The 22,466-nt window shown below is 41.6% G+C and carries 18 protein-coding genes and 1 pseudogene; 10 read left to right on the top strand and 9 right to left on the bottom strand.

The features are described from left to right. Positions 1-279: 279 nt before the first annotated feature. The gene (locus ACR5KR_RS34885; RefSeq protein ID WP_445629695.1) at positions 280-915 is read left to right on the top strand and encodes a GNAT family N-acetyltransferase; all 636 of its coding nucleotides are present in this window, start codon (positions 280-282) and stop codon (positions 913-915) included. A gap of 895 nt (positions 916-1,810) precedes the next feature. Continuing rightward, positions 1,811-2,365: a hypothetical protein gene (locus ACR5KR_RS34880; protein WP_194043947.1), complete on the top strand. Its 555-nt coding sequence runs from the start codon at positions 1,811-1,813 to the stop codon at positions 2,363-2,365. Between the two features lie 8 nt (positions 2,366-2,373). Here the strand turns inward: ACR5KR_RS34880 and ACR5KR_RS34875 are convergent, their stop codons facing one another. The 4 genes from ACR5KR_RS34875 to gor all read right to left on the bottom strand — a co-directional run bounded on the left by ACR5KR_RS34875 (position 2,374) and on the right by gor (position 5,871). Beyond that, positions 2,374-3,522 carry a histidinol-phosphate transaminase gene (locus tag ACR5KR_RS34875; protein WP_448270429.1) on the bottom strand — a complete coding sequence of 383 codons (1,149 nt, stop codon included), beginning with the start codon at positions 3,520-3,522 and terminating at the stop codon, positions 2,374-2,376. Positions 3,523-3,537: 15 nt separating this feature from the next. After that, positions 3,538-3,684: a hypothetical protein gene (locus ACR5KR_RS34870; protein ID WP_448269983.1), complete on the bottom strand. Its 147-nt coding sequence runs from the start codon at positions 3,682-3,684 to the stop codon at positions 3,538-3,540. Positions 3,685-3,757: 73 nt separating this feature from the next. After that, positions 3,758-4,396, bottom strand: a complete 639-nt coding sequence (locus ACR5KR_RS34865; RefSeq protein ID WP_448270427.1) for a YqiA/YcfP family alpha/beta fold hydrolase — start codon at positions 4,394-4,396, stop codon at positions 3,758-3,760. Between the two features lie 98 nt (positions 4,397-4,494). After that, positions 4,495-5,871, bottom strand: a complete 1,377-nt coding sequence (gene gor / locus ACR5KR_RS34860; protein ID WP_445629694.1) for a glutathione-disulfide reductase — start codon at positions 5,869-5,871, stop codon at positions 4,495-4,497. Between the two features lie 273 nt (positions 5,872-6,144). Between gor and ACR5KR_RS34855 the strand changes: the two genes are divergently transcribed. Further along, positions 6,145-7,335: a hypothetical protein gene (locus ACR5KR_RS34855; RefSeq protein ID WP_448270451.1), complete on the top strand. Its 1,191-nt coding sequence runs from the start codon at positions 6,145-6,147 to the stop codon at positions 7,333-7,335. A 293-nt stretch (positions 7,336-7,628) separates the two neighbouring features. Here ACR5KR_RS34855 and ACR5KR_RS34850 read toward each other — a convergent pair. Continuing rightward, a pseudogene (locus tag ACR5KR_RS34850) lies at positions 7,629-7,820 on the bottom strand (iron dicitrate transport regulator FecR); the annotation flags it as partial. Positions 7,821-8,670: 850 nt separating this feature from the next. Between ACR5KR_RS34850 and ACR5KR_RS34845 the strand changes: the two are divergent. Then, the gene (locus ACR5KR_RS34845) at positions 8,671-10,002 is read left to right on the top strand and encodes a hypothetical protein (protein WP_448269981.1); all 1,332 of its coding nucleotides are present in this window, start codon (positions 8,671-8,673) and stop codon (positions 10,000-10,002) included. Positions 10,003-10,099: 97 nt separating this feature from the next. On the opposite strand, the gene ACR5KR_RS34840 is transcribed toward ACR5KR_RS34845, so the two are convergent. Continuing rightward, complete coding sequence (locus ACR5KR_RS34840) at positions 10,100-10,966, bottom strand: sulfurtransferase (protein ID WP_448269979.1); 867 nt, start codon at positions 10,964-10,966, stop codon at positions 10,100-10,102. A 26-nt stretch (positions 10,967-10,992) separates the two neighbouring features. Here ACR5KR_RS34840 and ACR5KR_RS34835 point away from each other — a divergent pair, with 26 nt between their 5' ends. From ACR5KR_RS34835 to ACR5KR_RS34820, 4 genes are all read left to right on the top strand, one after another. Further along, entirely contained in the window at positions 10,993-11,919 is a 927-nt protein-coding gene (locus ACR5KR_RS34835; RefSeq protein ID WP_448269978.1) for a tRNA (5-methylaminomethyl-2-thiouridine)(34)-methyltransferase MnmD, read from the top strand. A gap of 521 nt (positions 11,920-12,440) precedes the next feature. Next, positions 12,441-13,682 (top strand): response regulator, encoded by a 1,242-nt coding sequence (locus ACR5KR_RS34830; protein ID WP_448269976.1) that lies wholly within the window; start codon positions 12,441-12,443, stop codon positions 13,680-13,682. Positions 13,683-13,884: 202 nt separating this feature from the next. Then, positions 13,885-15,264: a bifunctional UDP-N-acetylglucosamine diphosphorylase/glucosamine-1-phosphate N-acetyltransferase GlmU gene (gene glmU / locus ACR5KR_RS34825; RefSeq protein ID WP_448269974.1), complete on the top strand. Its 1,380-nt coding sequence runs from the start codon at positions 13,885-13,887 to the stop codon at positions 15,262-15,264. A gap of 115 nt (positions 15,265-15,379) precedes the next feature. Then, positions 15,380-15,802 carry a DUF29 family protein gene (locus ACR5KR_RS34820; protein ID WP_448269972.1) on the top strand — a complete coding sequence of 141 codons (423 nt, stop codon included), beginning with the start codon at positions 15,380-15,382 and terminating at the stop codon, positions 15,800-15,802. On the opposite strand, the gene ACR5KR_RS34815 is transcribed toward ACR5KR_RS34820, so the two are convergent. Together ACR5KR_RS34815 and ACR5KR_RS34810 are read right to left on the bottom strand one after the other, a co-directional pair. Then, entirely contained in the window at positions 15,793-16,746 is a 954-nt protein-coding gene (locus tag ACR5KR_RS34815) for an isoaspartyl peptidase/L-asparaginase (protein ID WP_445629687.1), read from the bottom strand. The two genes, ACR5KR_RS34820 and ACR5KR_RS34815, sit on opposite strands and share 10 nt — an antisense overlap. Continuing rightward, positions 16,746-16,940, bottom strand: a complete 195-nt coding sequence (locus ACR5KR_RS34810; RefSeq protein WP_289799005.1) for a DUF2256 domain-containing protein — start codon at positions 16,938-16,940, stop codon at positions 16,746-16,748. Before ACR5KR_RS34810 ends, ACR5KR_RS34815 begins: the two co-directional genes overlap by 1 nt. A gap of 1,118 nt (positions 16,941-18,058) precedes the next feature. Between ACR5KR_RS34810 and ACR5KR_RS34805 the strand changes: the two genes are divergently transcribed. Together ACR5KR_RS34805 and ACR5KR_RS34800 are read left to right on the top strand one after the other, a co-directional pair. Next, on the top strand, positions 18,059-18,265 hold the full coding sequence (locus ACR5KR_RS34805; RefSeq protein ID WP_445629686.1) for a hypothetical protein: 207 nt from the start codon (positions 18,059-18,061) through the stop codon (positions 18,263-18,265). Positions 18,266-18,372: 107 nt separating this feature from the next. Continuing rightward, the gene (locus ACR5KR_RS34800; protein ID WP_445629685.1) at positions 18,373-18,621 is read left to right on the top strand and encodes a hypothetical protein; all 249 of its coding nucleotides are present in this window, start codon (positions 18,373-18,375) and stop codon (positions 18,619-18,621) included. A gap of 1,040 nt (positions 18,622-19,661) precedes the next feature. Here the strand turns inward: ACR5KR_RS34800 and secA are convergent. Beyond that, positions 19,662-22,454: a preprotein translocase subunit SecA gene (gene secA / locus ACR5KR_RS34795; protein ID WP_445629684.1), complete on the bottom strand. Its 2,793-nt coding sequence runs from the start codon at positions 22,452-22,454 to the stop codon at positions 19,662-19,664. Positions 22,455-22,466 lie beyond the last annotated feature (12 nt).

Genomic DNA, 22,466 nt, shown 5'->3' with positions numbered 1-22,466 from the left:
ATACTTTTCCACGTCACAGATTATCAATGAAGTTAAAAAAGTAAAACTACCGTCCCACAAAGGTTTTAGCGATTGCGATCGCGTTGAAAAAAAATGGATAAAGTCGAGCTAATACTCTTTCAAAAATGCGGATTATAAAACTCCAAACTAAAATGTAAAATTTATTTAATCTACAAGAAAAAGCGAATTAGCAATATTGGTTCAGTTAAATCTCCTCGGCAACTCTATAAGTTCTGATTTAGTTTAAATCTTGTTTTAGGATATTTGAGAAAATTTTTGTTGAATAAAATCAATACTAAACTAGCCTTGAAATATCGGTTTTTTCACCCATACCACCAACAGCCAATCAATCCAGCTTCCTGCCAATTCCAAATTCGTACAGCTACACCTGCTGATTTGATTGGTGTTGCCCAAATTATTACTGAAAGCTTTCATTCCCACAACGGTATATGGGGATGGGCTTTTCCGTTGCTACGTCTGGGTATTTACGAAGACTTAAGGCATCGGATGGCATCACCTGCACCCCGTCATCTGTGCTTAGTTGCCCTTGAAGCTACTACTGGTGAGGCTAATAACTTAGTAGGGAGTGTGGAAATGGGTGTACGCTACAGTAGTGATTCATGGAGCGAGGTTGGTGTAGGTTTTCCTTACTTATCTAATTTAGCGGTTCACCCAAAATACCGTAGACATGGTGTGGCTTCAGGATTACTTACTAGCTGTGAAAAAGTCTCTCGCGAGTGGGGATTTCAAGACTTATATCTCCATGTTTTAGAAAATAACCATCAAGCACGACAGCTTTATTTCAAGCTGGGATATCGAGTGCATAAAGTCGAATCTAATTGGAATACATTTCTTCTAAGACGCTCAAGCCAGATGTTATTGCACAAGCACCTGAGTGCTGATTCCATTCTCTGAGTTTTATTTTGGCAATTGTCAAGTTTTGTATTCCATTCCAATTAATTCAATAAATCTGTAACTCATAGCGGTAATCAAACACAAACTAAGCTAAACCACGTCTACCTTTAGAACTATAATTATTTTGACTCAGAGAAAGCTCAAAACTCAAGCCAGGAGTAGATAATATACTCTTTTTAATAACTCTAGGTTTTCAAATGAACGGGGTTTAATTAGAAATTTAGCCAATATTATCTAAATATCCAGATAAATCCGCTTTGATTTCCAAGATTTACTTGATTTAGCAGGCAAGAGCTAACGATAAAGAAGGCTCTTTGAGTTATACTAAGTTTTTTCACGCAATCAAATAGGAGTCTTATTAAATCAAAACTCAAAGATGTTTGTTAATTTACAAAGCGAGTAAAAAGCTTTTGATAATTTTTTATCAAAAGAATATTTGATTTTAACTTGATTACGAAAAATGCCCTCGTCGCTATAAACAAATTATCTTTTTGGTAAATATTTTTAATATTAAAAAATGTTAACTTTCACGTTTGGGATTTATGCTTAACAAATTTTTTCAAGCATTTGATATAGATGAAAATGGACTATAATGGGAACATAACGCAAAATCGCGTTGAAAGAAATCATTGCTTCCTCATAATAACTTTGTAATTCATATATTCATCTTTATAAAAACTTTAAGAAAACATTAGTATGGTTTACAGACAAATCTAGTTATATCTCATAAAATATAATCACTCAATTACTGAAACAACGCCTATATATTGCTATTTTTAGTTAGATTGACAGAAAGGTCTTGATAATAAAAAAATTCAAAAACTTGATTTGATATAACAGCTAGTTCTGTTTTGAAGTGCATACTACAACAACATTCATTAAAAGTTTAAAAAACATGGATAGCGAACAGCATCGACGCTATCAGACCTCTATGGTATCAACTTATTACCCTGAAACTACTTTCCTTGACTCTGTTGTCATGTCAGACGGAACTGAGCAATCGCAAGGCTCGGATATCCTTACACGTTTGCACAGTGGAGAAGTTTTCATCGTCAATAGTCGTAGGCGAAATGGATTAATACTCTTTAAACGCTACCATGCAGAGTTTGCTGGGCCTGGGGCTGCTGTGGGTGGGGATTACGATTGTGATTGCCAAAGGGCACTGCCCATAGGTAATCTTTCTTTATTAACTCCTGAATCTAATGAAGAACGCCAGAAGGCTTACTTGATTAGGCGACAGTGGATTCGATTGATCAAACAAATTACAGAAAATCCACTGCCTGGGCAACGAGTCCAGAAGATTCTCGATCAATTTGAACAATACTTTCCACCAGAAATAGTGGCTCTTTTGCCGGATGTTGCTTTTGCTCTTTTAGTAGGTGTGCTGCCACAAACAGTTGGAGTAGTACGCCGTTTGGGCAGTGAGGTAAATAGCAGGTTTAATTACTGAGTAAATTGCTAAGATGACAAATTTGCCAAAGCAGCTTTTACTCGATTGACGGTGCGGGCGTTTTCTTCTATCGTTCCAACAGTAATTCGTAATCCTCCGCTAATGTGCCGTACAAGAGTGCCAAGTGTTCTAAGTTTCTGGTGGAAAGTTTTTAAAGCAGCTTCTTGTGAATTAAAGCCATTTGGTTTAAGACGCAGGTAAATAAAGTTGGCAGCACTTGGAGTAATTTGTAGTTTTGGTTGCTGGGATAAAATTTCGATGAGTTTAGCTCGTTCACTCAAGGTCTGGGGAATTGATTCCAGCAAGAGTGTACGATTTTGTAAACCAACTAAGGCAGCTGCTATGGAAAAACTGGGGAGATTGTAGGGTAAGCGAACTTTTTCTAAAATGGCGATCGCTTCGGGATGGGCAACGCAATAACCGATACGGAGAGATGCCAATCGGAAAGCTTTAGAAAAAGTGCGTAATATTACCCAATTAGGATGCTGTGCTAATTCACCTACTAGGGTAGTTTGACTGAATTCAAAGTAAGCTTCATCAATTACTACTAAAATATGGTGTGGCAAGCTTCTTAACCACGCTAACTCTGCCTCAGTTAAGCTGTTAGCAGTCGGCGAATTGGGATGGACTACGAAAACTACGCGAATGGGAGGATTTTGAGTTTGTTCGATCGCCGACTGTGCAGCGCTGATGTCAATTTCAAAATTTGTTTCATTTCTCCCCACCGCCACCACAGGAATGCCCAAAGTTTGCGCCAAAATTCCGTACATTGAGAAAGTAGGATTGGCGACAAGAATTGATCCTTCTCCTCCTAGACAAGTGGCGATTAATAAAGAGCGGATTAGTTCATCTGAACCATTACCAACAGAAATATTGGCAGCAGTAAATAACGATGATGAGAGGTCGGCTGACTGATTAACGTACTGTGCGATCGCATTCTTAAGTGTTTCATGTCCGCCATCAGGATAACGATTTGTTTCAATTACTTGCTGATAAGTCCACGCTAGCTTTTCTTTTAACTCAGGTGGTAAATCGTAGGGGCTTTCATTTGTATCTAACCGATCGAAATGTGTGGCGACAGAATTGGCTGTATCGCTGCTAGGATGAGGTTTATAGGCACTGAATTGGGCTAAATCTGACCGGATGAAGGGAAGCATAGTTTTAGTCATTAGTCATTGGTGAGCCGTGCGGTCTTGGGGAGCCAGTGCGGTCTTGGGGTTTCCCCAAGTGGAGCATCTGGCGTGGTTTCCCCCATGAGCAACTGGTGTTAGCGCAGCGCTAGCGAGCCTGCGAGCGTCACCCGAAGGGTCATTAGTCATTGGTCATTAGTAACTAACATAAGGACAAATGACTCAGAATATTCGTTATGTGTGAGTTTAATATTTTACAGCTTTAAGGTAATTGGCAAAAGAGGTGAATTGCCTGCCAAATTTCTTCCATAACATTACTCAAGGCGTGATCGCTGTCGAGTTCGATTAACTGCACCCAAGGACGCGATCGCGCAAAGTCACGACTAGCTTCGACAGGAATGACTTCATCCTTTTTGCCGTGCAAAATTAGCGTGGGGATAGGACGTTGCAAAAGTTTTTCTTGGTATTGGGCAGCATCTATGACGAAATCGTAACTTAAAGGAATTAATCGCTGCTCCCCATAGTGGTAGACCATGATATATTTTTCTTGCTGCCAACGCTGTACTTCTTCATCTCCTAGCTTGGGCAACCAATGAGATAAAAACCCAAAAGCTGGTGCTAGCAAAACTAAGCGTTGCACTTGCAAATTTTGTTGTCCCAAGTGGGCAGCGGTCAAACCACCCAAACTTGAGCCAATGAGTGTTAGTGGTGTAGAATCATTGCTGAATTCTGCGGCAACTTGCGCGAGCTGACGAGTGATTGTTAATTGGGAAAAATCGCCAGCATTGAGATCGGGAATTTTCAGCTTTGTCTGAATTTGGGTAAAGCGATCGCCTATATCCCGCGCTTTGGCAGATTTAGGACTAGAAGCAAATCCGTGAAGATATATGTAGTCCAAGATTGTTAATAGTTAGGAGTTAGGAGTGAGAAGTTATAAATTTTAAGTTTTAAGTTATCAGTTTATTTTTTCAACTCACAACTCGTAACTCATAACTATTATTACCGCAATGTGACAAATTCCTCTGCGGATGAGGGATGGATACCCACAGTGGCATCAAAGTCTTTTTTAGTTGCGCCCATCTTGACTGCGATCGCCACACCTTGGATAATCTCAGCCGCACTTTCACCTACCATGTGAGCGCCTAGAACTTTGTCGGTGTTACCATCAACCACTAACTTCATCATTGTCTTCTCTTGCTTACCAGTCAAACTGTGATACATGGGGCGGAAGCGAGTACGAAAAATTTTGACTGCATCACCGAGTTTTTCCCGTGCTTCGGCTTCTGTCCAGCCGACTGTCGCAGCTTCTGGGCTAGAAAATATGGCTGTGGGTACAGTTTCGTGACTGAATTCGCGGCGATTATTCCCAAATTCGCTATCGGCAAAGGCGCGACCTTCCCCAATGGCCACGGGAGTTAAATTGATTCGGTCGGTGACATCGCCAACAGCAAAAATATTCGCTTGACTAGTTTGACTATATTCATTGACTGCGATCGCACTTGTGGTAGGGTATCCAGGTCCTTCGATAGAACTAGCGACAATATCAACCCCAGCGTTTTCTAAACCTAATCCATCTATATTGGGAGTTCGACCGGTCGCTACTAAAAACACATCGGCAATTAGTGGTTCTTGGTCATCCCCTGATAAAGTCAGTTTCAACCCTTCTGGGACACGTTCAATTGCTTTCACCACATTATTCTTAATCAAGCGAATTCCGTGGTTCGTCATACCCTCTTCAATTTCTATGCGGACATCTTCATCAAAACCATTCAAAATCTTTTCACCTCTGGTAATTTGTGTCACCTCAGAACCCAAACCGCGCATAATACAAGCAAATTCCGTGCCGATATAACCAGCGCCAATAATGACGATGTGTTTTGGTTGTTCTTTTAAATGAAAGATTTCGTCGGAGGTAATCCCATGTTCCATCCCTGGCAAATCTGGTTTGACAGGACGCCCACCAACAGCAATTAAAATTTTGTCTGCTGTAACTTTACGTCCATCAACTTCTATGGTGTGGGGGTCTACCAATGTAGCGCGACCAGAAAATAGTTCTACTCCGGCTTTTTCCAAGAAGCTTATATGTAGTTGCGATAATCGCCGAACTTCCTTATCTATAGATGTAATGAAATATTCCCAGTCAAACTCAGCATTACCCACTTTCCAGCCATAGCCGGAAGCGTCGCTGAACAGTTCGGGAAAGTGAGAGCCATAGACCATGAGTTTTTTGGGAACGCAACCGCGAATCACACAAGTGCCACCAACTAAATCATATTCAGCGATCGCCACTTTTGCGCCGTAGCTAGCCGCTCGTTTGGAAGCCGCCAAACCTCCAGAACCCGCACCAATTACAAACAGGTCGTAATCAAAAGTCATAAGTTTATGTTCTCTTTAGCAACAAGTGAGTTCCTGGTAACTTACACACAGAACGTGATTGAACTATATAAGGATATCCGGTGAACGCTGTGTAAGTCCTGTCCTTGATTTAATCTAGCGTTAGCAGATGCTATCTGGTCGTAGGGAATATCACTTTTTGCTTTGGCGGCAGTAAAGGCAGTAGTTAACAGTTGTATAGTTCTGCCCCTAATCGAGCATAAGTTTGTGCTACCGCATTAGAGCAACTAAGTTCCACAGGAATTAGACAAAATTATGACAAGACGTACTGCCTTCGGCTTTCGCGTAGCATTTTTTACCCCAATTAGCAATTTTTATGTACTTGGAGAGTCAGTTGGAGTTACGGGTGTTACGGGTGTTACAGGTGTTGGAGTTACGGGTGTTGGAGTTACTGGTGTTACTGGTGTTGGAGTTACGGGTGTTACGGGTGTTGGAGTGACAGGTGTTGGAGTTACGGGTGTTACTGGTGTTACTGGTGTTGGAGTTACGGGTGTTACTGGTGTTACTGGTGTTACTGGTGTTGGAGTTACAGGTGTTGGAGTTACAGGTGTTGGAGTTACAGGTGTTACTGGTGTTACGGGTGTTACGGGTGTTGGAGTTACAGGTGTTGGAGTTACTGGTGTTACTGGTGTTACGGGTGTTGGAGTTACAGGTGTTGGAGTTACTGGTGTTACTGGTGTTACGGGTGTTACTGGTGTTGGAGTTACTGGTGTTACGGGTGTTACGGGTGTTGGAGTTACTGGTGTTACGGGTGTTACTGGTGTTGGAGTGACGGGTGTTGGATCTGTTGAGGTTACGGGTGTTGGAGTTACTGGTGTTACGGGTGTTACAGGTGTTGGAGTTACTGGTGTTACTGGAGTTACGGGTGTTACGGGTGTTGGAGTGACGGGTGTTGGATCTGTTGAGGTTACGGGTGTTGGAGTGACGGGTGTTACAGGTGTTGGAGTGACGGGTGTTACGGGTGTTACAGGTGTTGGGGTTACGGGTGTTACGGGTATTACAGGTGTTGGAGTGATGGGTGTTGGATCTGTTGAGGTTACAGGTGTTGGAGTAACAGGTGTTACGGGTGTTACTGGTGTTACAGGTGTTGGAGTGATGGGTGTTGGATCTGTTGAGGTTACAGGTGTTGGAGTGACAGGTGTTGGATCTGTTGGAGTGACGGGTGTTGGATCTGTTGGAGTGACGGGTGTTGGATTTGTTGAGGTGTTGGGTAATTTCTCAGTTGCAGTTGAGGTGTTGGGTAATTTCTCAGTTGCAGTTGAGGTGTTGGGTGATTTATCAGTTGCAGTTGAGGTGTTGGGTGATTTCTCAGTTGCAGTTGAGGTGTTGGGTGATTTCTCAGTTTGGCCAACTGGTGGAGTTAGCTGCACAAAAGAGGGGTTTTCAATTACTCCCTCGCCTTTTATAGGTGACTGTGCTTTCAAAGCCGCAGCAGTTTCGGCTTGAACACTAGTAATTGCAGGATCGGGCGTAGGCACAGGACTCTGCCTGTTCAAATCAAGTTCCCGAACCATCTGGCTCGTTTCATAAAAATTTCTTAGATCAAAATCATATAATCTCTGAAATTCGCCTTTAATTATAATCACCATTTGTCCTGCTTCCAACACCTGAGTTTGAGAAGCTTTCTTGTTAGAAACTTCAATGCCGCTATTTGTCAGCGCACCCACAATCGTGGTGTCTGTTTGTTGGTCGTAGCGTACAAATAATGCCGATCCACGAATTGCTGCTGCTGCATTTGGTGCTTGTATACGTGTTTGCCCCTTTCCTGGTGGGATGAGCAACAACACAGTCCCATTTGTCAGTTTAAAGTCACGAGTCTTCGGTAAAAATTGAAATAAGGCCTGTTCTCCAACTCGTGCCAAAGAGCCATCATTAAAACGCAAATCTGCGAGAGAAGCTCGACCAGTTGACAGCCCGTCTCCAGGGGTCATTGCATCTAATTTGCGTGCAGGACGTTTCTTCAATTTATCTTTGGGTATCAGTTGTACGATGTTGCGGAGATTTTGAATCTCTGCTCGCGTTAGAGGAGTTATAGCACTTACCCGATTTGGCAAAGGCAGTACTATAAGTCCCCATAAACCAATCACTAATAATGGAAACGATTTATAAAACATAGTTTGAGAAATTTTGACCTTCAACTAATATCATAAAAATTAAATTTTAAGCTAATACTAATTGTTGTAATAGTTTTTTAGGTAAATTAATTTAAATTTTAATTTAGATTTAATGCCTAAAATAGATAACAAGTGAAATAACTGACTCAGATTTGATGATTCTTTAAAACATTCAGTACACATCTATTGTTTTTTTCCTATTTACCTGTTCCTTATCTACGTAAGCAAGTTGATGAATCAAATTGGATTACTAATAACTATATGTATTTAGTTAATTTAACTTTTGCTGGTGAAAATGAAATTGTATTCAATAAAGTTTGTAGCATATTTAAAAGTTAGTATTTGATATAAATAATTAAATCAGAAGTACCTTACACATAATCCTTTATAATCAGTTCAGTTAGAGGCTCATTATTTATGAGGGACAATAACTTGCTAAGGATTTATTGTTAAATTACCCACTAGCTGTATTTCACTAAAATTTAAACAACAATTTATCGGAGCATCTCAGTTTGAGAAAAAATCTGGGTAAAAATCCGAAAAGCAGTAATTTTAGTTTGTAGTTTCAGTATATACCTACAAAGCTAAATATAGATACAATCAACTGTATCTTTGTAGTCGGAACTTCCGATACAGCTTGTGGGTCTACATTTGCCAAATGCAATCAATGCGATCTAACCAGATGCGACTCAAGAACTGGAAAAATTTGTTTTTTTGTATTTTGTTAACGTCCAGTGGTGGAAGCTGGTGTTGCATTAGAGTAGATGCGGCAGAATCTGCAATTACACATGTTTTACATCCTAATCATTTAGCAACTACACAGTTAACTCATGAGCAGTTATGTCATAAGTTGGAGCAAAAAGCAATTAACTCTTTGTGCAAGCTGTCGAGTGAGTCACATACTTTAGACTCTCGGATGCCGTTAAATCTAGCACAGCAAACACCAGAAACGACTCAAATCCCAGATCAAACCGAAGAACCTATAAATACTCAAAAGCAAAATGAACCGCCACAGCTAGAATCTCCGCCAAATAATTTGCCCATATCTCCTTCAGACTCAAAGGAGCAACTATTAAATTTACCTGAGAGAGAGTATCCTCAAAGGCGAGAGAGGTTGATAGAACTGCTACGATCGCCAAAACAACCGTTTGAATCTAATAGCGATCCCGAATTGGGATTGCGGGTGCGGTTACGACCCCTAGAACAACAACCCTTAGAACAACAGCTACCACCACCGACAGAACAACCTGTACCTCAGTTTAAACCTATCGGCTATCTACAAGGACGTGTCGGCTACTTCCAAACGAATAACATTTTTTCCTCAAATGATAATCCCATAGAAGATGGTTTAATTATTTCTGGACTGACACTAGCCTCTACATATTTTCCTTTGGGATCTAAGACTTTTGTAAATGGCTCAATTGATGGCAATCTGATTCGTTATATAAATCAGTCACAATATCATTACAACCAGGTGAGATTCAATCTCAGTATTTACCAGCAGCTATCTCAACGGATGTTTGGAGAAATCAGTTGGAGCAATCAACAGTTATTTTATGCCAACAGCAGCGATCGCCCCGATAGCTTCAAAGCAGGCGATCGCTTTTTAAATGAAAATTCCCTACAGCTATCTTTGGGACGCCGAGATCCCTTAACTTCAAGATTAACCCTAGATAGCTTCTACCAGTTGAATGTAAATTTTGCCGATCCCCAAAGTCGTAATCGGATAATCAATACCTTTTGGGTATCTCTAAACTACTACTTGCAAAAGCCTCTCCAGGTTGGTATTGACTACCAAATGAGTTTATCAGACTTTACACAGCGCGATCGAGAAGACGAATTTTATCGGCTATTCGGACACTTAAATTACCAAATATCCGATACCATTTATATGAATGTCCAGGCTGGAGTAAGTTTAGGTAGTTCAACCGCCGAAAACATTGATTTTGATGGTTGGTTCTTCAGTATTAATTATGGTTTGCAATTAGGTCGGTTTTGAAATTTGTCATTTGTCATTTGTCCTTTGTCATTAGTCGTTTGTCCTTGGTGATTTATCTTTTATTAAAAACTAATGACCAATGACCAATAACTAATGACTATAAATAAGAAATCCAATCACTCCAGCTACCAGCATAAAGCTTACCCTTATTAATATCAGCTAATTCTAAAGAAAGTAAATTCACACAAGCAGTAACGCCAGAACCGCAATATACCAATATTTCTTCGGCTGTTTTTAGCTTTTCCCACCGACGGCGTTGTTCTTCTGGAGGGAGTAGGTAGCCGGAAGAGTCTGTAACTTCTTGCCAGGGATAGTTGACTGCACCGGGAATATGTCCAGCAATTCGATCGATTGGCTCTCGTTCGCCTTGGTAGCGATCGCTCTCTCTTGAATCTACCAATACTACCTCATGGCTATCTTTGCGGCTTTTCACCGCTGTAATATCTACCACCTTTTCTGTTTGTACTTGAGGGACAAACGTACCGATTCGGGGAGGAGGAATAACATTTGTAACAGAATACCCAGCTTTTTGCCATCCAGCCAAGCCGCCATCTAGTACTGCTACTTGCTCATGTCCTAGATAGCGCAACAGCCACCATAGACGAGCCGCAAAGGCAAAGCGCGAATCATCATAAGCTACAACTAAACTTTTTTGGTAATTTACCCCAATCGCTGCCAATTTGTTAGCTATATCATTAGGGTTAGGTAAAGGATGTCTCCCGCCATGCTTACCCACTGGACTGGAAAGATCCTGATTCAAGTCTAAATAATATGACCCCTGTATATGACTTTTTTGATACTGTTGTTGTCCTAGTTGTGGATCGGCTAAAGAAAAGCGACAATCCACAATAACGACTTGCGGATCTTCTAGATGTTCAAACAGCCAAGCTGGCGAAACAACAAATTGGGGACTTGTACTGAGCGAAGCCGTTGGCGCAGCCTCTCGTAGAGAAGTATTGGGCATTAGTCATTATTTAGTTTTTTTGTAAAATGTCAGACTTAGAGAATTTTACACCTAAGTTAACAGCAGATGGTTCTTTCACCTTTGTCTCTCATGAGTTTGGTGAATCCTTTCACAGCCATTCTGGAGCTACACAGGAGAGTTTTTGCAAGTTTGTGGAACCGACTCAACTGGCTACAGCAGCGCAAAAACCGATCTTGCGACTATTAGATGTTTGTTATGGTCTAGGATATAACACGGCTGCTGCTTTGCAAACGATTTGGGACGTGAATCCTAGTTGTTGTGTTGAAGTAATTGGTTTAGAACTGAATCCAGCAGTGCCACAAGCGGCGATCGCTCATCAGTTGTTCGAGAATTGGAACTGTAATTATATTGATGAAATTTTGAAAAAGCTAGCTTTTGAGCATCAAGTACAAACACCTTGCCTGAAAGCGAAGCTACTGATTGGCGATGCTAGAACTACGATCGCGCTAGTACGTCAGTCGGGTTTCTGGGCAGATGCAATTTTCCTCGATCCCTTTTCACCACCACAGTGTCCTCAATTATGGACTGTTGAATTTATTAAACAACTCTCATTGTGTTTACATCCAGATGGTTTATTAGCCACCTATTCTTGTGCTGCTGCTGTACGTACAGCACTTTTGGCTGCTGGTTTGGTGATATCTTCTACCCCACCTGTAGGAAGGCGATCGCCTGGTACCGTGGCAACACATTCTCAAAATGCTAAGTCTAAAGACGACTCCCTACTCACTACCCTTTCAGAAGTTGAAAAAGAACACTTGCTAACTCGTGCTGCTATTCCCTATCGCGATCCTCAATTGAGCGATCCAACTGAAGTCATAGTTAGGCGGCGACAACAGGAGCAAGAAACCTCTTGCCTAGAACCTTCCTCTCATTGGCGAAAAAGGTGGTTATTGGGAACACAAGATAGGGATTTTATGGGAACTAGTTTGTAGTTTGATTACAATATCATACAATATGCTACGTCTATGGACTGCAAGCCTAATTCAACGAGTTTTTACGAGTCAAATAGCTTATCAATATGTTAGTATTCAATATCACATAGTCTATAACAGTAATGGAATATTGCTATAACTAAGTAAGTAAAAGTAAGTAAAAACATTTGTATCTAATGATTACAATGATTACTATAAAAACTTGAAAGTCCAAATCAGATATTTCGATATAAAGAAGCCAAATATAACGCTTTTTGGCGTCAGAAAGCGAAAAAACCTCCGTAAAAAACCTGATTTAACATTTGCGATAATTTATAATACTGAAATTAAAAGCAAAAAATTTGACAACAAGATACATCTTGTTCGTAACATAAAAGATACATGCTGCGAAAAATCCCATCGCCAGCTTGACATCATGCATAATCCATATCGAAATTCTGACTCAGATACAGTCGAATCTTAAATTTGTTTTTAAAATCTGACACTGTTAACTAACTTGTGCAAAAACTTGGAGTGTCTTTGTGATTCAATGGAAATCCAACCATACAGGCTTTACAGAAAAAATTGTTAATGGATCAAACTCTATTAGCACAGTGAAGAGTATCGGTTCAAATCATGCCGTGGAATCGCAAAATGCGGAAGGTTATTCTTTAGGCTTATCTCAAGGAGACCTGATGCTTGAAGATAGACAAGCAATATCTTCTTGGATAAAATCTGATGTTAATTATGATGATTCATTGGTCTCTAGAACACTACAAGCCAAAGGTTCTAAAGTGAATGGGTTTGATTTAGATCCGCCGAAGGTTTTAGTAGTTGACGATCATGCCGCCAGCCGGATGACTGCTGTTGCCCTTTTGGGGATGGAAGGATATGAGGTGATTGAGGCGGACACTGGGTCTATTGTTGTGGGATTGGTAACTCAAAAACAACCAGATTTGATTTTGCTGGATGTGATGATGCCAGGAATGGATGGATTTGAAGTGTGCCAATTGCTTAAACAAGATGAGCAGACTAGACTAATCCCAGTAATTTTTATTACAGCGTTAAATGACAGGCGATCGCGCATTCGGGGAATTGAAGTTGGGGCAGATGATTTTCTCACCAAACCCTTCGATCGAGTGGAACTCGCAGCGCGTGTAAAGTCCTTGGTGCGGCAGAAGCGTATGAACGAAGATTTAGACCATGCCGAACAAGTACTGTTTTCCATTGCCATGTCTATCGAAAGTCGCGATCCTAATACAGGCAACCATTGCGAACGTCTAGTAAAACTGGGGCAATTTTTTGGTGAATACCTCAACCTCTCACGCTATCAAATTCGAGATTTAAGGTGGGGTGGTTATCTCCACGATATTGGTAAGGTGGGTATTCCCGATGCTGTGCTGCTAAAAAAAGGCAAACTCACCCCCGAAGATTGGCAAATTATGCAGCAGCACGTTTTGATTGGAGAAAAAATCTGCCAACCACTACGCAGTATGCGCGGTGTAATTCCGATTATTCGTCATCACCACGAACGTTGGGATGGTTCAGGCTACCCGGATCGACTCAAGGGAGATGATATTCCTTATCTAGCGCAAGTATTTCAGTTAATTGATATTTATGATGCCCTAACCAGCGAACGACCTTACAAAAAAGCTTTTACTTCAACAGAAGCCCTTTTAGTGATGCAAGAAGAAGCTGATTCTGGTTGGCGTAACCCCAAACTAATGCAGCAGTTTGCAGAGTTTATTTGCTCTTGTCAGGAAAATGGGAAGAGTGGGGAATAGGGAGTAATGATTTGTAGCTGCTGTAATGAACGCTAATTTGCACGATCGTAATCTCTGCTTTTGAGGAGTGAAATTATACCGACTCTAGAATTCTGGCTCCTTTAATATTTTCAGTCTTCTATAATTAGCTGGTATGATTTGAGCCGAGATTTTAAAGTACTAACAGCATTAATCACATTTCACTGATAGCTGATAGCTAATTATGGTAGTTGTAGCAATTTTAGCGGCGGGACGCGGCACACGGATGAAATCACGCTTACCCAAGGTTTTACATTCTTTGGGTGGGCGATCGCTAGTAGAGAGAGTTCTCGAAAGTATAGAACCACTTTCGCCCTCACGGCGAATCGTGATTGTGGGATATCAATCTGAGGAAGTGCAAGCCGCCATGCACTCGATTCCCAGTTTGGAGTTTGTCGAACAGACTGTGCAATTAGGGACAGGTCATGCTATCCAGCAATTACTTCCTCACTTGGAAAATTACACAGGAGATTTACTGGTACTTAACGGCGATCTACCGTTAATACGCAGCGAAACTCTTCTTCAGATGTTACAAACTCATGTCCAAAATCAAAACGCTGCCACTATTCTCACCTCGCATCTACCCGACCCTACAGGCTACGGGCGCGTTTTTTGTAACGATGAAAATATTGTGCAGAAAATGGTCGAACACAAGGATTGTACGCCTGCTCAACGAGAAAATCAGCGGATTAACGCTGGAGTTTACTGCTTTCGCTGGCCAGATTTAGCAAAGGTGCTTCCTCACCTCCAGGCAAACAATGCCCAAAAAGAATACTATCTTACCGATGCTGTGACTCAGGTAGGACAAGTGATGGCAGTGGATGTGGAAGATTACCAAGAAATTCTTGGCATCAACGATCGCTTGCAACTGGCAGCAGCATCCGAAATTTTGCAAAAACGAGTCAAGGAAAAATGGATGCTGGCGGGTGTCACCCTCATCGACCCCACAAGTATCACCATTGATGAAACAGTGGAATTGCAGCCGGATGTAATTATTGAACCCCAAACTCACCTGCGGGGAAATACGGTAATTCAAACAGGAAGTCACATCGGGCCGGGGAGTTTAATTGAAAATAGTCAGTTAAGTGAAAATGTCACAGTGCAATATTCAGTAGTCATAAATAGCACCGTGCAGGCCGGAAGCCGAATTGGCCCTTATACTCATTTGCGCGGTCAGGTACAGGTGGGTGCTGGTTGCCGTGTGGGGAATTTTGTGGAACTGAAAAATACGCAATTAGGCGATCGCACCAATGCAGCCCATTTGTCATATATAGGTGATACTGTTGTCGGCAGTCGGGTGAATATTGGTGCTGGTACAATTACTGCCAACTATGACGGCGTAAAGAAACATCGTACCAAAATAGGCGATCGGACAAAAACTGGCGCCAATAGCGTTTTAGTGGCTCCGCTCACTTTGGGAGATGATGTCTACATTGCAGCTGGTTCTACTGTGACAGAAGATGTGCCTGATGATTCTCTGGTAATTGCCCGTAGTCGTCAGGTGGTGAAACCCGCTTGGCGAAGGAAAAATGTTGAAAATGAAACCACAGATCGACATAAATAATTCATCGGTGTTAATCGCGCTCGATCTGTGGTTTTAGACTAGAAACCACGATTTTTGCTAGATGTCTAATCTAGCTAGATTAGTAGTATAGCCAAAATCTCAACACATAACATACATGGAAGAACTGCTAGAACTTAGGCAATTTCTAGAACAAGGCAAAATCCATGAGGCGTTGCTGTTGGTGGATGAGTTAGAAGAAATGAGCCTCAGTGACAAAATCAATAAAATTGATAGTTATGGTGTGATTCTGCTCATCCATTTAATTAAACAAATGGCCGAAAAACGTTCTACTCGCTCTTGGGATGTTTCAATAGAAAATACAGTGCGGGAAATCAACAAAATAAACAAGCGCCGCAAATCCGGTGGCTTTTACTTGAATCAAGCAGAATTAATCGATATTCTAGAACAAGGATATCAAGTGGCACTGAAAAGAGCGGCGCTAGAAGCTTTTGAAGGGCGTTATGAAGCCGAACAATTAGCTGCAATGGTTGACCAGCAAGAAATTTTAGCCGAAGCGCTGAAACTGATTCAACAATAGCCGATCAGTTCGTTGCCAGTCCATTCCAAAGTATCACCAATTTTTTCGCCATCGTGGTAGGCGGCGAGTAAGATTTCGCTAGTTTTCCCCCAAGCGATCGCTCCACTAGCATCTAAGGCGATCGCTCCCAAATCGCGTTTGTTCTCGTGGGCTTCCCCAAAGGAACGCTGCATTGCCTCCTTCAGTGACATCCCATCAGTGACACGTACCACAATCCGTGCGGCTAAACACTCATCGATAATATCTTCACCAATGCCAGTACAGCTAACACCAGCATTACTAGTAGCATAATTACCTGCTGGCATCGCCGAATCACTTACCCTACCAATCCGCTCAAATCCCTTACCACCAGTAGAAGTGCCAGCAGCTAACTTACCAGATGCATCTAAAGCTACTACACCGATGGTACCGCGTCCGGCATTGCTGGTTTCTAGCAGTTCGGGTTCTGCTACTACGCCTGCCATTGCGCTTTTAAAATTATCCTGGCGCTCTTGTATCCACTCTTGTAACCGCAAATCAGTTAAAGCGTTATAGCTGGGAATTTGCATTTCTCGCGCCAACTCAGCCGAACCGAAATCTGATAGCACTCGGTCTGGGGAGCTTTGTAAAAATTGCGCTAAATCAATCGGATTTTTCACCCGCGAGATATTAATCACACCACTAAACCGCCCTGATGCACCATCCATCAGAGAAGCACTCATACGGATTTGTCCATCGGATTGCAATACTGAACCAGTACCAGCATTAAAACGGGGGTTGTCTTCGAGCATTAAACAACCCTGCACCACTGCCTCTGAGGCAGTTGCTCCTGACAATAGCAGAGAATAAACTTCTTCTATTACTGTATGGAGCGATCGGCGCACCGCCTCTAATCCTCCTTTACCGTGGAGAGAACTACCAGCCCCGCCATGAATAATTAATTTAGGTTGCACCTGTAACTCCATTAATCTCTTGCGCTATTTGCGTCTGTATCGCGGTTGGTTTCATTTTGAGCTTCAGAACGGCGACGACGACAACGTTCTGAGCAGTATTTCACATCGTCCCAACAATCTTGCCACTTTTTACGCCATGTGAAAGGACGTTGACATACCGGACAGATTTTTGTAGGTAAGTCAGATTTAGAACGAACACGTCCCATATAAATACTGTGTAAATGAGAATTTCATTTCTGAGGGAGATGGAAGATAATTATAACCAGTTTGCTACGAAGGCAGGATAAATTCGACGAACAAATATATTGTCAATCTATCCTTAGACTTATTTGCAACATCTATTCTAAAAAGAGAGAGGCTTTAAATCTTACTATCCTTCTTTTTTAGGGACTTGCAAAAAATAAATTATCCTAAACTATTTTTAGATTTGTAGAGGTGCAAGGACTTACATTGGTGTCAACTTAAGGTTAAAGCTTTTAGCAGTTTATCTCATTGGCTGTCGGAGAGTGGGAATGTTTAATGAGAGGCAGCATTTCTAGCCTCTGACTGGAAACGAGATATTAAAGGAGTTTTAGCTGAAGTTTACTGATACCAATAAAGGACATGAAACACCCCTGATGGGTTAGGGCAAGGAAGGCTGTTTCATGTCCTAAAAGGTGCTGATTTAGAAACGTTTTAAGCAAAAAATCAGGTGAATCAAAAATCTGATTGCACAAGAAAATAGTGATGCCTTCTCCTGTCAGAGACGCTTCTCTTCCAGAGACGCTAACGCGAACGCAAACGGCAAGGCTTCTCTACGAGAGGCTACGCCAACGCTAACGCATTGAAATTGACTCTTTGAGATAGTAATTTTTCGATTACTAACTTCCCCGCATTTACTGCCTATAGGACTCGTATTTGATTGCCTGAAAAAACTCAGTACACATTTATTCCTTCTTCCCTATTCCCTATTCTTCTCCAAATCAAAGTGGATTCCTACATGTTGTTGACAATATCCTTAATAGCTCGAATGAAATAGGCTTGGGATTAGGGGGATTAAAAGTCCTTAAACTCATATCGAAACACTTTTAAAACGACCTCTAAATACTAGACGTTGTAAATAGCTTGATAGTACATAGCAAAGTACTTTCCAAAAAAGTTTTTCATCCTATATAGTGTCAGTAACTTGATAGTAGAATGTTTTTTACTTTGCAAAAGAAAATTTACGTAAAACTACTATTCATCGAATTCTAATAGTGCTATTCTTTGTATGCCACTAAAAAACAAGTTGTAGTGGTACGACCACAAACAAGTTGACCTTACTAATTCTTAGGAAAGTAAAATCATGATTATCAACGATCTTTCTCATGTAGAAACCGTTCTTGAAAATGAGAATGTTCAAGGTGGAATAGCTTTTGCAGATGCTAATTCAAAAGCATTCGCTTTTGGTAAAAACATCGCTATCACCAGCATTTCTACTAGCACCGTTGCTGTCTCCAAGAAATACAGCCTATCTGCTAGTGTCGGTTCATCTAGTTCTTCTGCTGGCTAAATATGCCTTAGTCCTACAGTGTACTACAGTGCATTTTAGATAGAAAAATTGCTGAAAGTTCTCAAAAACTTTCAGCAATACGTTCGTTTTTCAAAGAGAGCTTTTTTATGGAACGATTAAGAATTTTCGATCTCAGTTTTTGTGAAGATGAAGCTTCCGATCTTAGTCAAGTACAAGGGGGAGTTGCATCTGCTTACGCACGTAGTTATTCCACTGCTAAGAAGAGCAGTTATAAAGTAGACAAATCCGGTATTTCCGCTGAGATTTCAGGTGCTCTTAGTGCCGCTCTTGCTGGCGCTATTACTGATGGTGATAAAGCTATTGCATCTGCCAATACATCTGCAACAGCTTCCTAAAGCTTGCATAACCAGATTGTAGGTAACTTTTATGGGCAATGTCCATAAAAGCTTCTTATAAATATTTCTATACCTCTATCTTATACCACATAGTAGTATAAGACAGTAGGTAAAAGTGACACTTCAACGTTGCTCACTGACCATGCTTGTTTTTGAGTTCAAAGCTTCTGAAAAGTCAGCCCAGATAACAGCAATAGATAATGCAATTCTGCCTGTAAAAACTCATTAAAAATAGCTGTATTTGGCTATAGATGAATGTTAAAAATACAGTTAAAAAAGATTTGCATAAATTATTGAATTGATCGTGCTGTATTTGCAGGTAACTTTCCTTTTACTAATGAACTTAACTCAATGGTAAGACTTACCAGTGGAGAACAAGCATGGTCTTCTATCTCTTGGTTTTATGACAACTGTAAAAAGGGTACTCTGAGTTTAAAACCATTCATTTTTATAGCTATTTATTTGTATTTATTTAATGCTTATCTGTCAGGGTGCAAAATCACAAAATCATTTGCATACCTAATGACTTAGGGTTCCCATAAATCAATTTTGTACCGATCTGAATGGAATGCTAAGTAGGTAGCCGAGAAACCCGAAGAAATAAAACCTCGTTCTGCTAGAACTCGATCGATTCGATTTGTGATAGTAAGGGTAACTATATAAGTAGGTCGGCGTAAATAATTATTGTTGGGCTAAGGCAGGGGACAGGGGACAGGGGGAGAAAGAGTTTAAGTCTTATTTACTTTTCTTTACATTGGTTGATTTTATTACACCGACTTACTTATACCAGTTCAATTAATGATTGCAACACATCCTTGGGTAAAGACGCGATGAATCGCGTCTCTACAAATAGTCTATTTGTCGCATTATTTTTTCAAATTGGTATTACTTGCCCCATTTGCTTACCCTGAAGACTTGGTAGTATCAGCTTACCCGTTTGAGCAAACTCCTGAAAACAAAATATTTTTGAGAGATGGCTTAAACACAAAGACGCAAAAGCACTCCCTGCGCCTTTGCGTCTCTGCGTAATATATTCCTTACTACACCATCTCAGACGAAGCCTGCACTACCGGTTGCGGCTGTGGCTGGAACATGAATAACGAGTAAACAACGTCTCGGCGGATGTTAACCATCATATCCAAGAACAATTCATACCCCTCGCTCTTATACTCAATGAGCGGGTCTTTTTGCCCATAACCACGTAATCCCACCGATTCGCGCAAGGCATCCATTTGTTGCAGGTGTTCCCGCCACAGAGTATCAATGCGTTGCAAGATAAAGAAACGTTCCGCTTGGCGCATCAGTCCGGGTTGAACTTGGTCAATCTGCGCTTCTTTGAGATCGTAAGCAATTCGTACCTGTTCGTGGAGGAAGGCTTTAATCTCGTTGACTGTAATATCTTCTAATTGACTAGCTTGTAAATCCGCTAGCAGATAGACGAATTCTTTGACTTTCTCAACCAACTTTTCTAACTCCCACTCTTCCGAGGGTAAGTCTACGTTGATATAGTAGTCAACGATGTCATCCATCGTTTTTTCAGCGTATTTAATCACCTGTTCTTTCAAATCTTGACCTTCTAAAACTCGGCGACGTTCAGCATAAATAGCACGACGTTGATTATTCATCACCTCGTCATACTCAAATACCTGCTTCCGAATGTCATAGTAGTAGGTTTCAACTTTTTTCTGTGCGCCTTCCAAACTCCGGGTAAGCATTCCAGATTCGATGGGCATATCTTCTTCCACTTGGAAAGCATTCATTAACCCAGCGACGCGATCGCCACCAAAAATCCGCAGTAAGTTATCTTCTAAACTCAGGAAGAATCTTGTGGAACCAGGGTCGCCTTGTCGTCCGGCACGTCCGCGCAACTGGTTATCAATCCGGCGTGATTCGTGGCGTTCTGTACCAATGACGTGCAAACCACCGAGTCCTACTACTTCATTATGCTCTCGGTCGGTAAATTGTTCGTATTCCTGCTTAATTTGCTTATAAGCTTCCCGCAATTTCTGAATCACAGGGTCATCAATGGGAGCTTTTTCTGCGGCTACAGCTACCTTGTCTTCAGCTTCCAGTTCCGGTAAACTGCGTTCACCATACTCACGCACGGCAATTTCTACTGCATCTTTGAGTAGTTTTTCTGTTTCTTTTGTCAACTGAGTCGGGAAAATTTCTGGCGAAGCTCGCCAAGTTTTGACTTTTTTACCAGGGACAAAGCCTTGACCACCACCATGTCCTGTAGGCAATCCGGCTGCTCTTTGCACGCCAAAGGCATCTTCATCTTCTGGCATGACGATCCGGGGCATAAAGTATTCTCGCAGCTTCAGACGCGCCATATATTCGGAGTTACCACCCAAAATTATGTCTGTACCTCTACCAGCCATATTGGTAGCAATAGTAACAGCACCTTTTCGTCCAGCTTGGGCGACGATTTCCGCTTCACGTTCAACGTTTTCCGGTCGGGCGTTAAGTAATTCGTGAGGAATTGCCAATTCCTTCAATAGCCGACTGAGAAGTTCGGATTTTTCTACACTAGTGGTTCCCACTAAGACAGGTCTGCCGAGTTGGTGCATTTCGGCACATTCTCTGGCGATCGCCCCCCACTTGCCTGCTTCTGTCTTGAACACCATATCAGACAAATCTTCGCGTCTGCGATCGCGGTTGGTGGGAATTACCGCAACTTCAAGTTTGTAAATTTTTTCAAATTCTGGTTCTTCGGTTTTTGCTGTTCCTGTCATTCCACCGAGTTTTGGATACAGCAAAAACATATTTTGGTAAGTAATTGTCGCGAGAGTTTGAGTTTCTGGCTGAATCTCTACGCGTTCTTTCGCTTCAATGGCCTGGTGTAATCCATCACTCCAACGCCGCCCAGCTAATACTCGACCAGTAAATTCATCCACAATTACTACTTCACCGTTGCGGACGATGTAATTTACATCTTTGAGGAAAAGTTCCTTGGCTTTAATTGCATTGAAAATGAAGTGCGCCCAAGGATCTTCTGGGTCAAATAAATCTGTGACTCCTAAAAGATTTTCCGATTCCGCAAACCCTTCATCTGTCAATAGCACGTTGCGAGCTTTTTCATCCACTTCGTAATGCTCGTCTTTTTTGAGTGTGAATGCTATTTCAGCAGCTTGCAGATATTTTTCTGTAGGTCTTTCCACCTGCCCAGAAATAATCAGTGGTGTCCGCGCCTCATCAACTAAAATCGAGTCCACCTCGTCAATTACGCAATAATTAAACGGGCGTTGTACCACATCTGCCATTGATGTCGCCATGTTATCCCGCAGATAGTCGAAGCCGACCTCGCTGTTGGTAACATAAGTGATATCGCAGTCGTAGTTTTTCTGGCGTTCACTAGGAGTCATGCTTGACTGAATTAGCCCCACACTCAGCCCCAAAAACCGATGCACCTGTCCCATCCATTCAGCGTCCCGACGAGCTAGGTAATCGTTTACGGTGATGACGTGTACACCTTTACCAGTAAGGGCATTTAAGTAACTTGGCAAGGTGGCGACTAGTGTTTTACCTTCACCAGTTTTCATCTCGGCAATTTGCCCCACGTGCAAAATAATACCACCAAGGAGTTGGACATCAAAATGCCGCAAGCCTAATACTCGCCGTGCTGCTTCCCGAACAACGGCGTAAGCTTCTGGCAATATGTCATCTAGGGTTTCGCCTTTAGCGAGCCGTTGTTTAAATTCGACGGTTTTACCTTTTAACTCATCATCGGAAAGAATCTTAATTTCTTCCTCTAAAAGGTTAATTTCAGTAACAGAAGGTTGGTATTTTTTAAGCTTACGAGCGTTGGGGTCGCCCAACAAAAGTTTTAGCATGGCAGGTTATAG

The sequence above is a fragment of the Nostoc sp. DSM 114159 genome, from assembly GCF_053470285.1.
Note: the sequence above shows the minus strand (reverse complement) of the source record. Positions and strands in the feature narration are given on the sequence as shown.

Bases quoted from the DNA above. Each gene is read 5' to 3' on its own strand.
- ACR5KR_RS34880 (WP_194043947.1), top strand. From the start codon at position 1,811: ATGGATAGCGAACAGCATCGACGCTATCAGACCTCTATGGTATCAACT.
- ACR5KR_RS34875 (WP_448270429.1), bottom strand. From the start codon at position 3,522: ATGCTTCCCTTCATCCGGTCAGATTTAGCCCAATTCAGTGCCTATAAA.
- ACR5KR_RS34870 (WP_448269983.1), bottom strand. From the start codon at position 3,684: ATGACTAATGACCCTTCGGGTGACGCTCGCAGGCTCGCTAGCGCTGCG.
- gor (WP_445629694.1), bottom strand. From the start codon at position 5,871: ATGACTTTTGATTACGACCTGTTTGTAATTGGTGCGGGTTCTGGAGGT.
- ACR5KR_RS34855 (WP_448270451.1), top strand. From the start codon at position 6,145: ATGACAAGACGTACTGCCTTCGGCTTTCGCGTAGCATTTTTTACCCCA.
- ACR5KR_RS34845 (WP_448269981.1), top strand. From the start codon at position 8,671: ATGCGATCTAACCAGATGCGACTCAAGAACTGGAAAAATTTGTTTTTT.
- ACR5KR_RS34840 (WP_448269979.1), bottom strand. From the start codon at position 10,966: ATGCCCAATACTTCTCTACGAGAGGCTGCGCCAACGGCTTCGCTCAGT.
- ACR5KR_RS34835 (WP_448269978.1), top strand. From the start codon at position 10,993: ATGTCAGACTTAGAGAATTTTACACCTAAGTTAACAGCAGATGGTTCT.
- glmU (WP_448269974.1), top strand. From the start codon at position 13,885: ATGGTAGTTGTAGCAATTTTAGCGGCGGGACGCGGCACACGGATGAAA.
- ACR5KR_RS34820 (WP_448269972.1), top strand. From the start codon at position 15,380: ATGGAAGAACTGCTAGAACTTAGGCAATTTCTAGAACAAGGCAAAATC.
- ACR5KR_RS34815 (WP_445629687.1), bottom strand. From the start codon at position 16,746: ATGGAGTTACAGGTGCAACCTAAATTAATTATTCATGGCGGGGCTGGT.
- ACR5KR_RS34810 (WP_289799005.1), bottom strand. From the start codon at position 16,940: ATGGGACGTGTTCGTTCTAAATCTGACTTACCTACAAAAATCTGTCCG.
- ACR5KR_RS34805 (WP_445629686.1), top strand. From the start codon at position 18,059: ATGATTATCAACGATCTTTCTCATGTAGAAACCGTTCTTGAAAATGAG.
- ACR5KR_RS34800 (WP_445629685.1), top strand. From the start codon at position 18,373: ATGGAACGATTAAGAATTTTCGATCTCAGTTTTTGTGAAGATGAAGCT.
- secA (WP_445629684.1), bottom strand. From the start codon at position 22,454: ATGCTAAAACTTTTGTTGGGCGACCCCAACGCTCGTAAGCTTAAAAAA.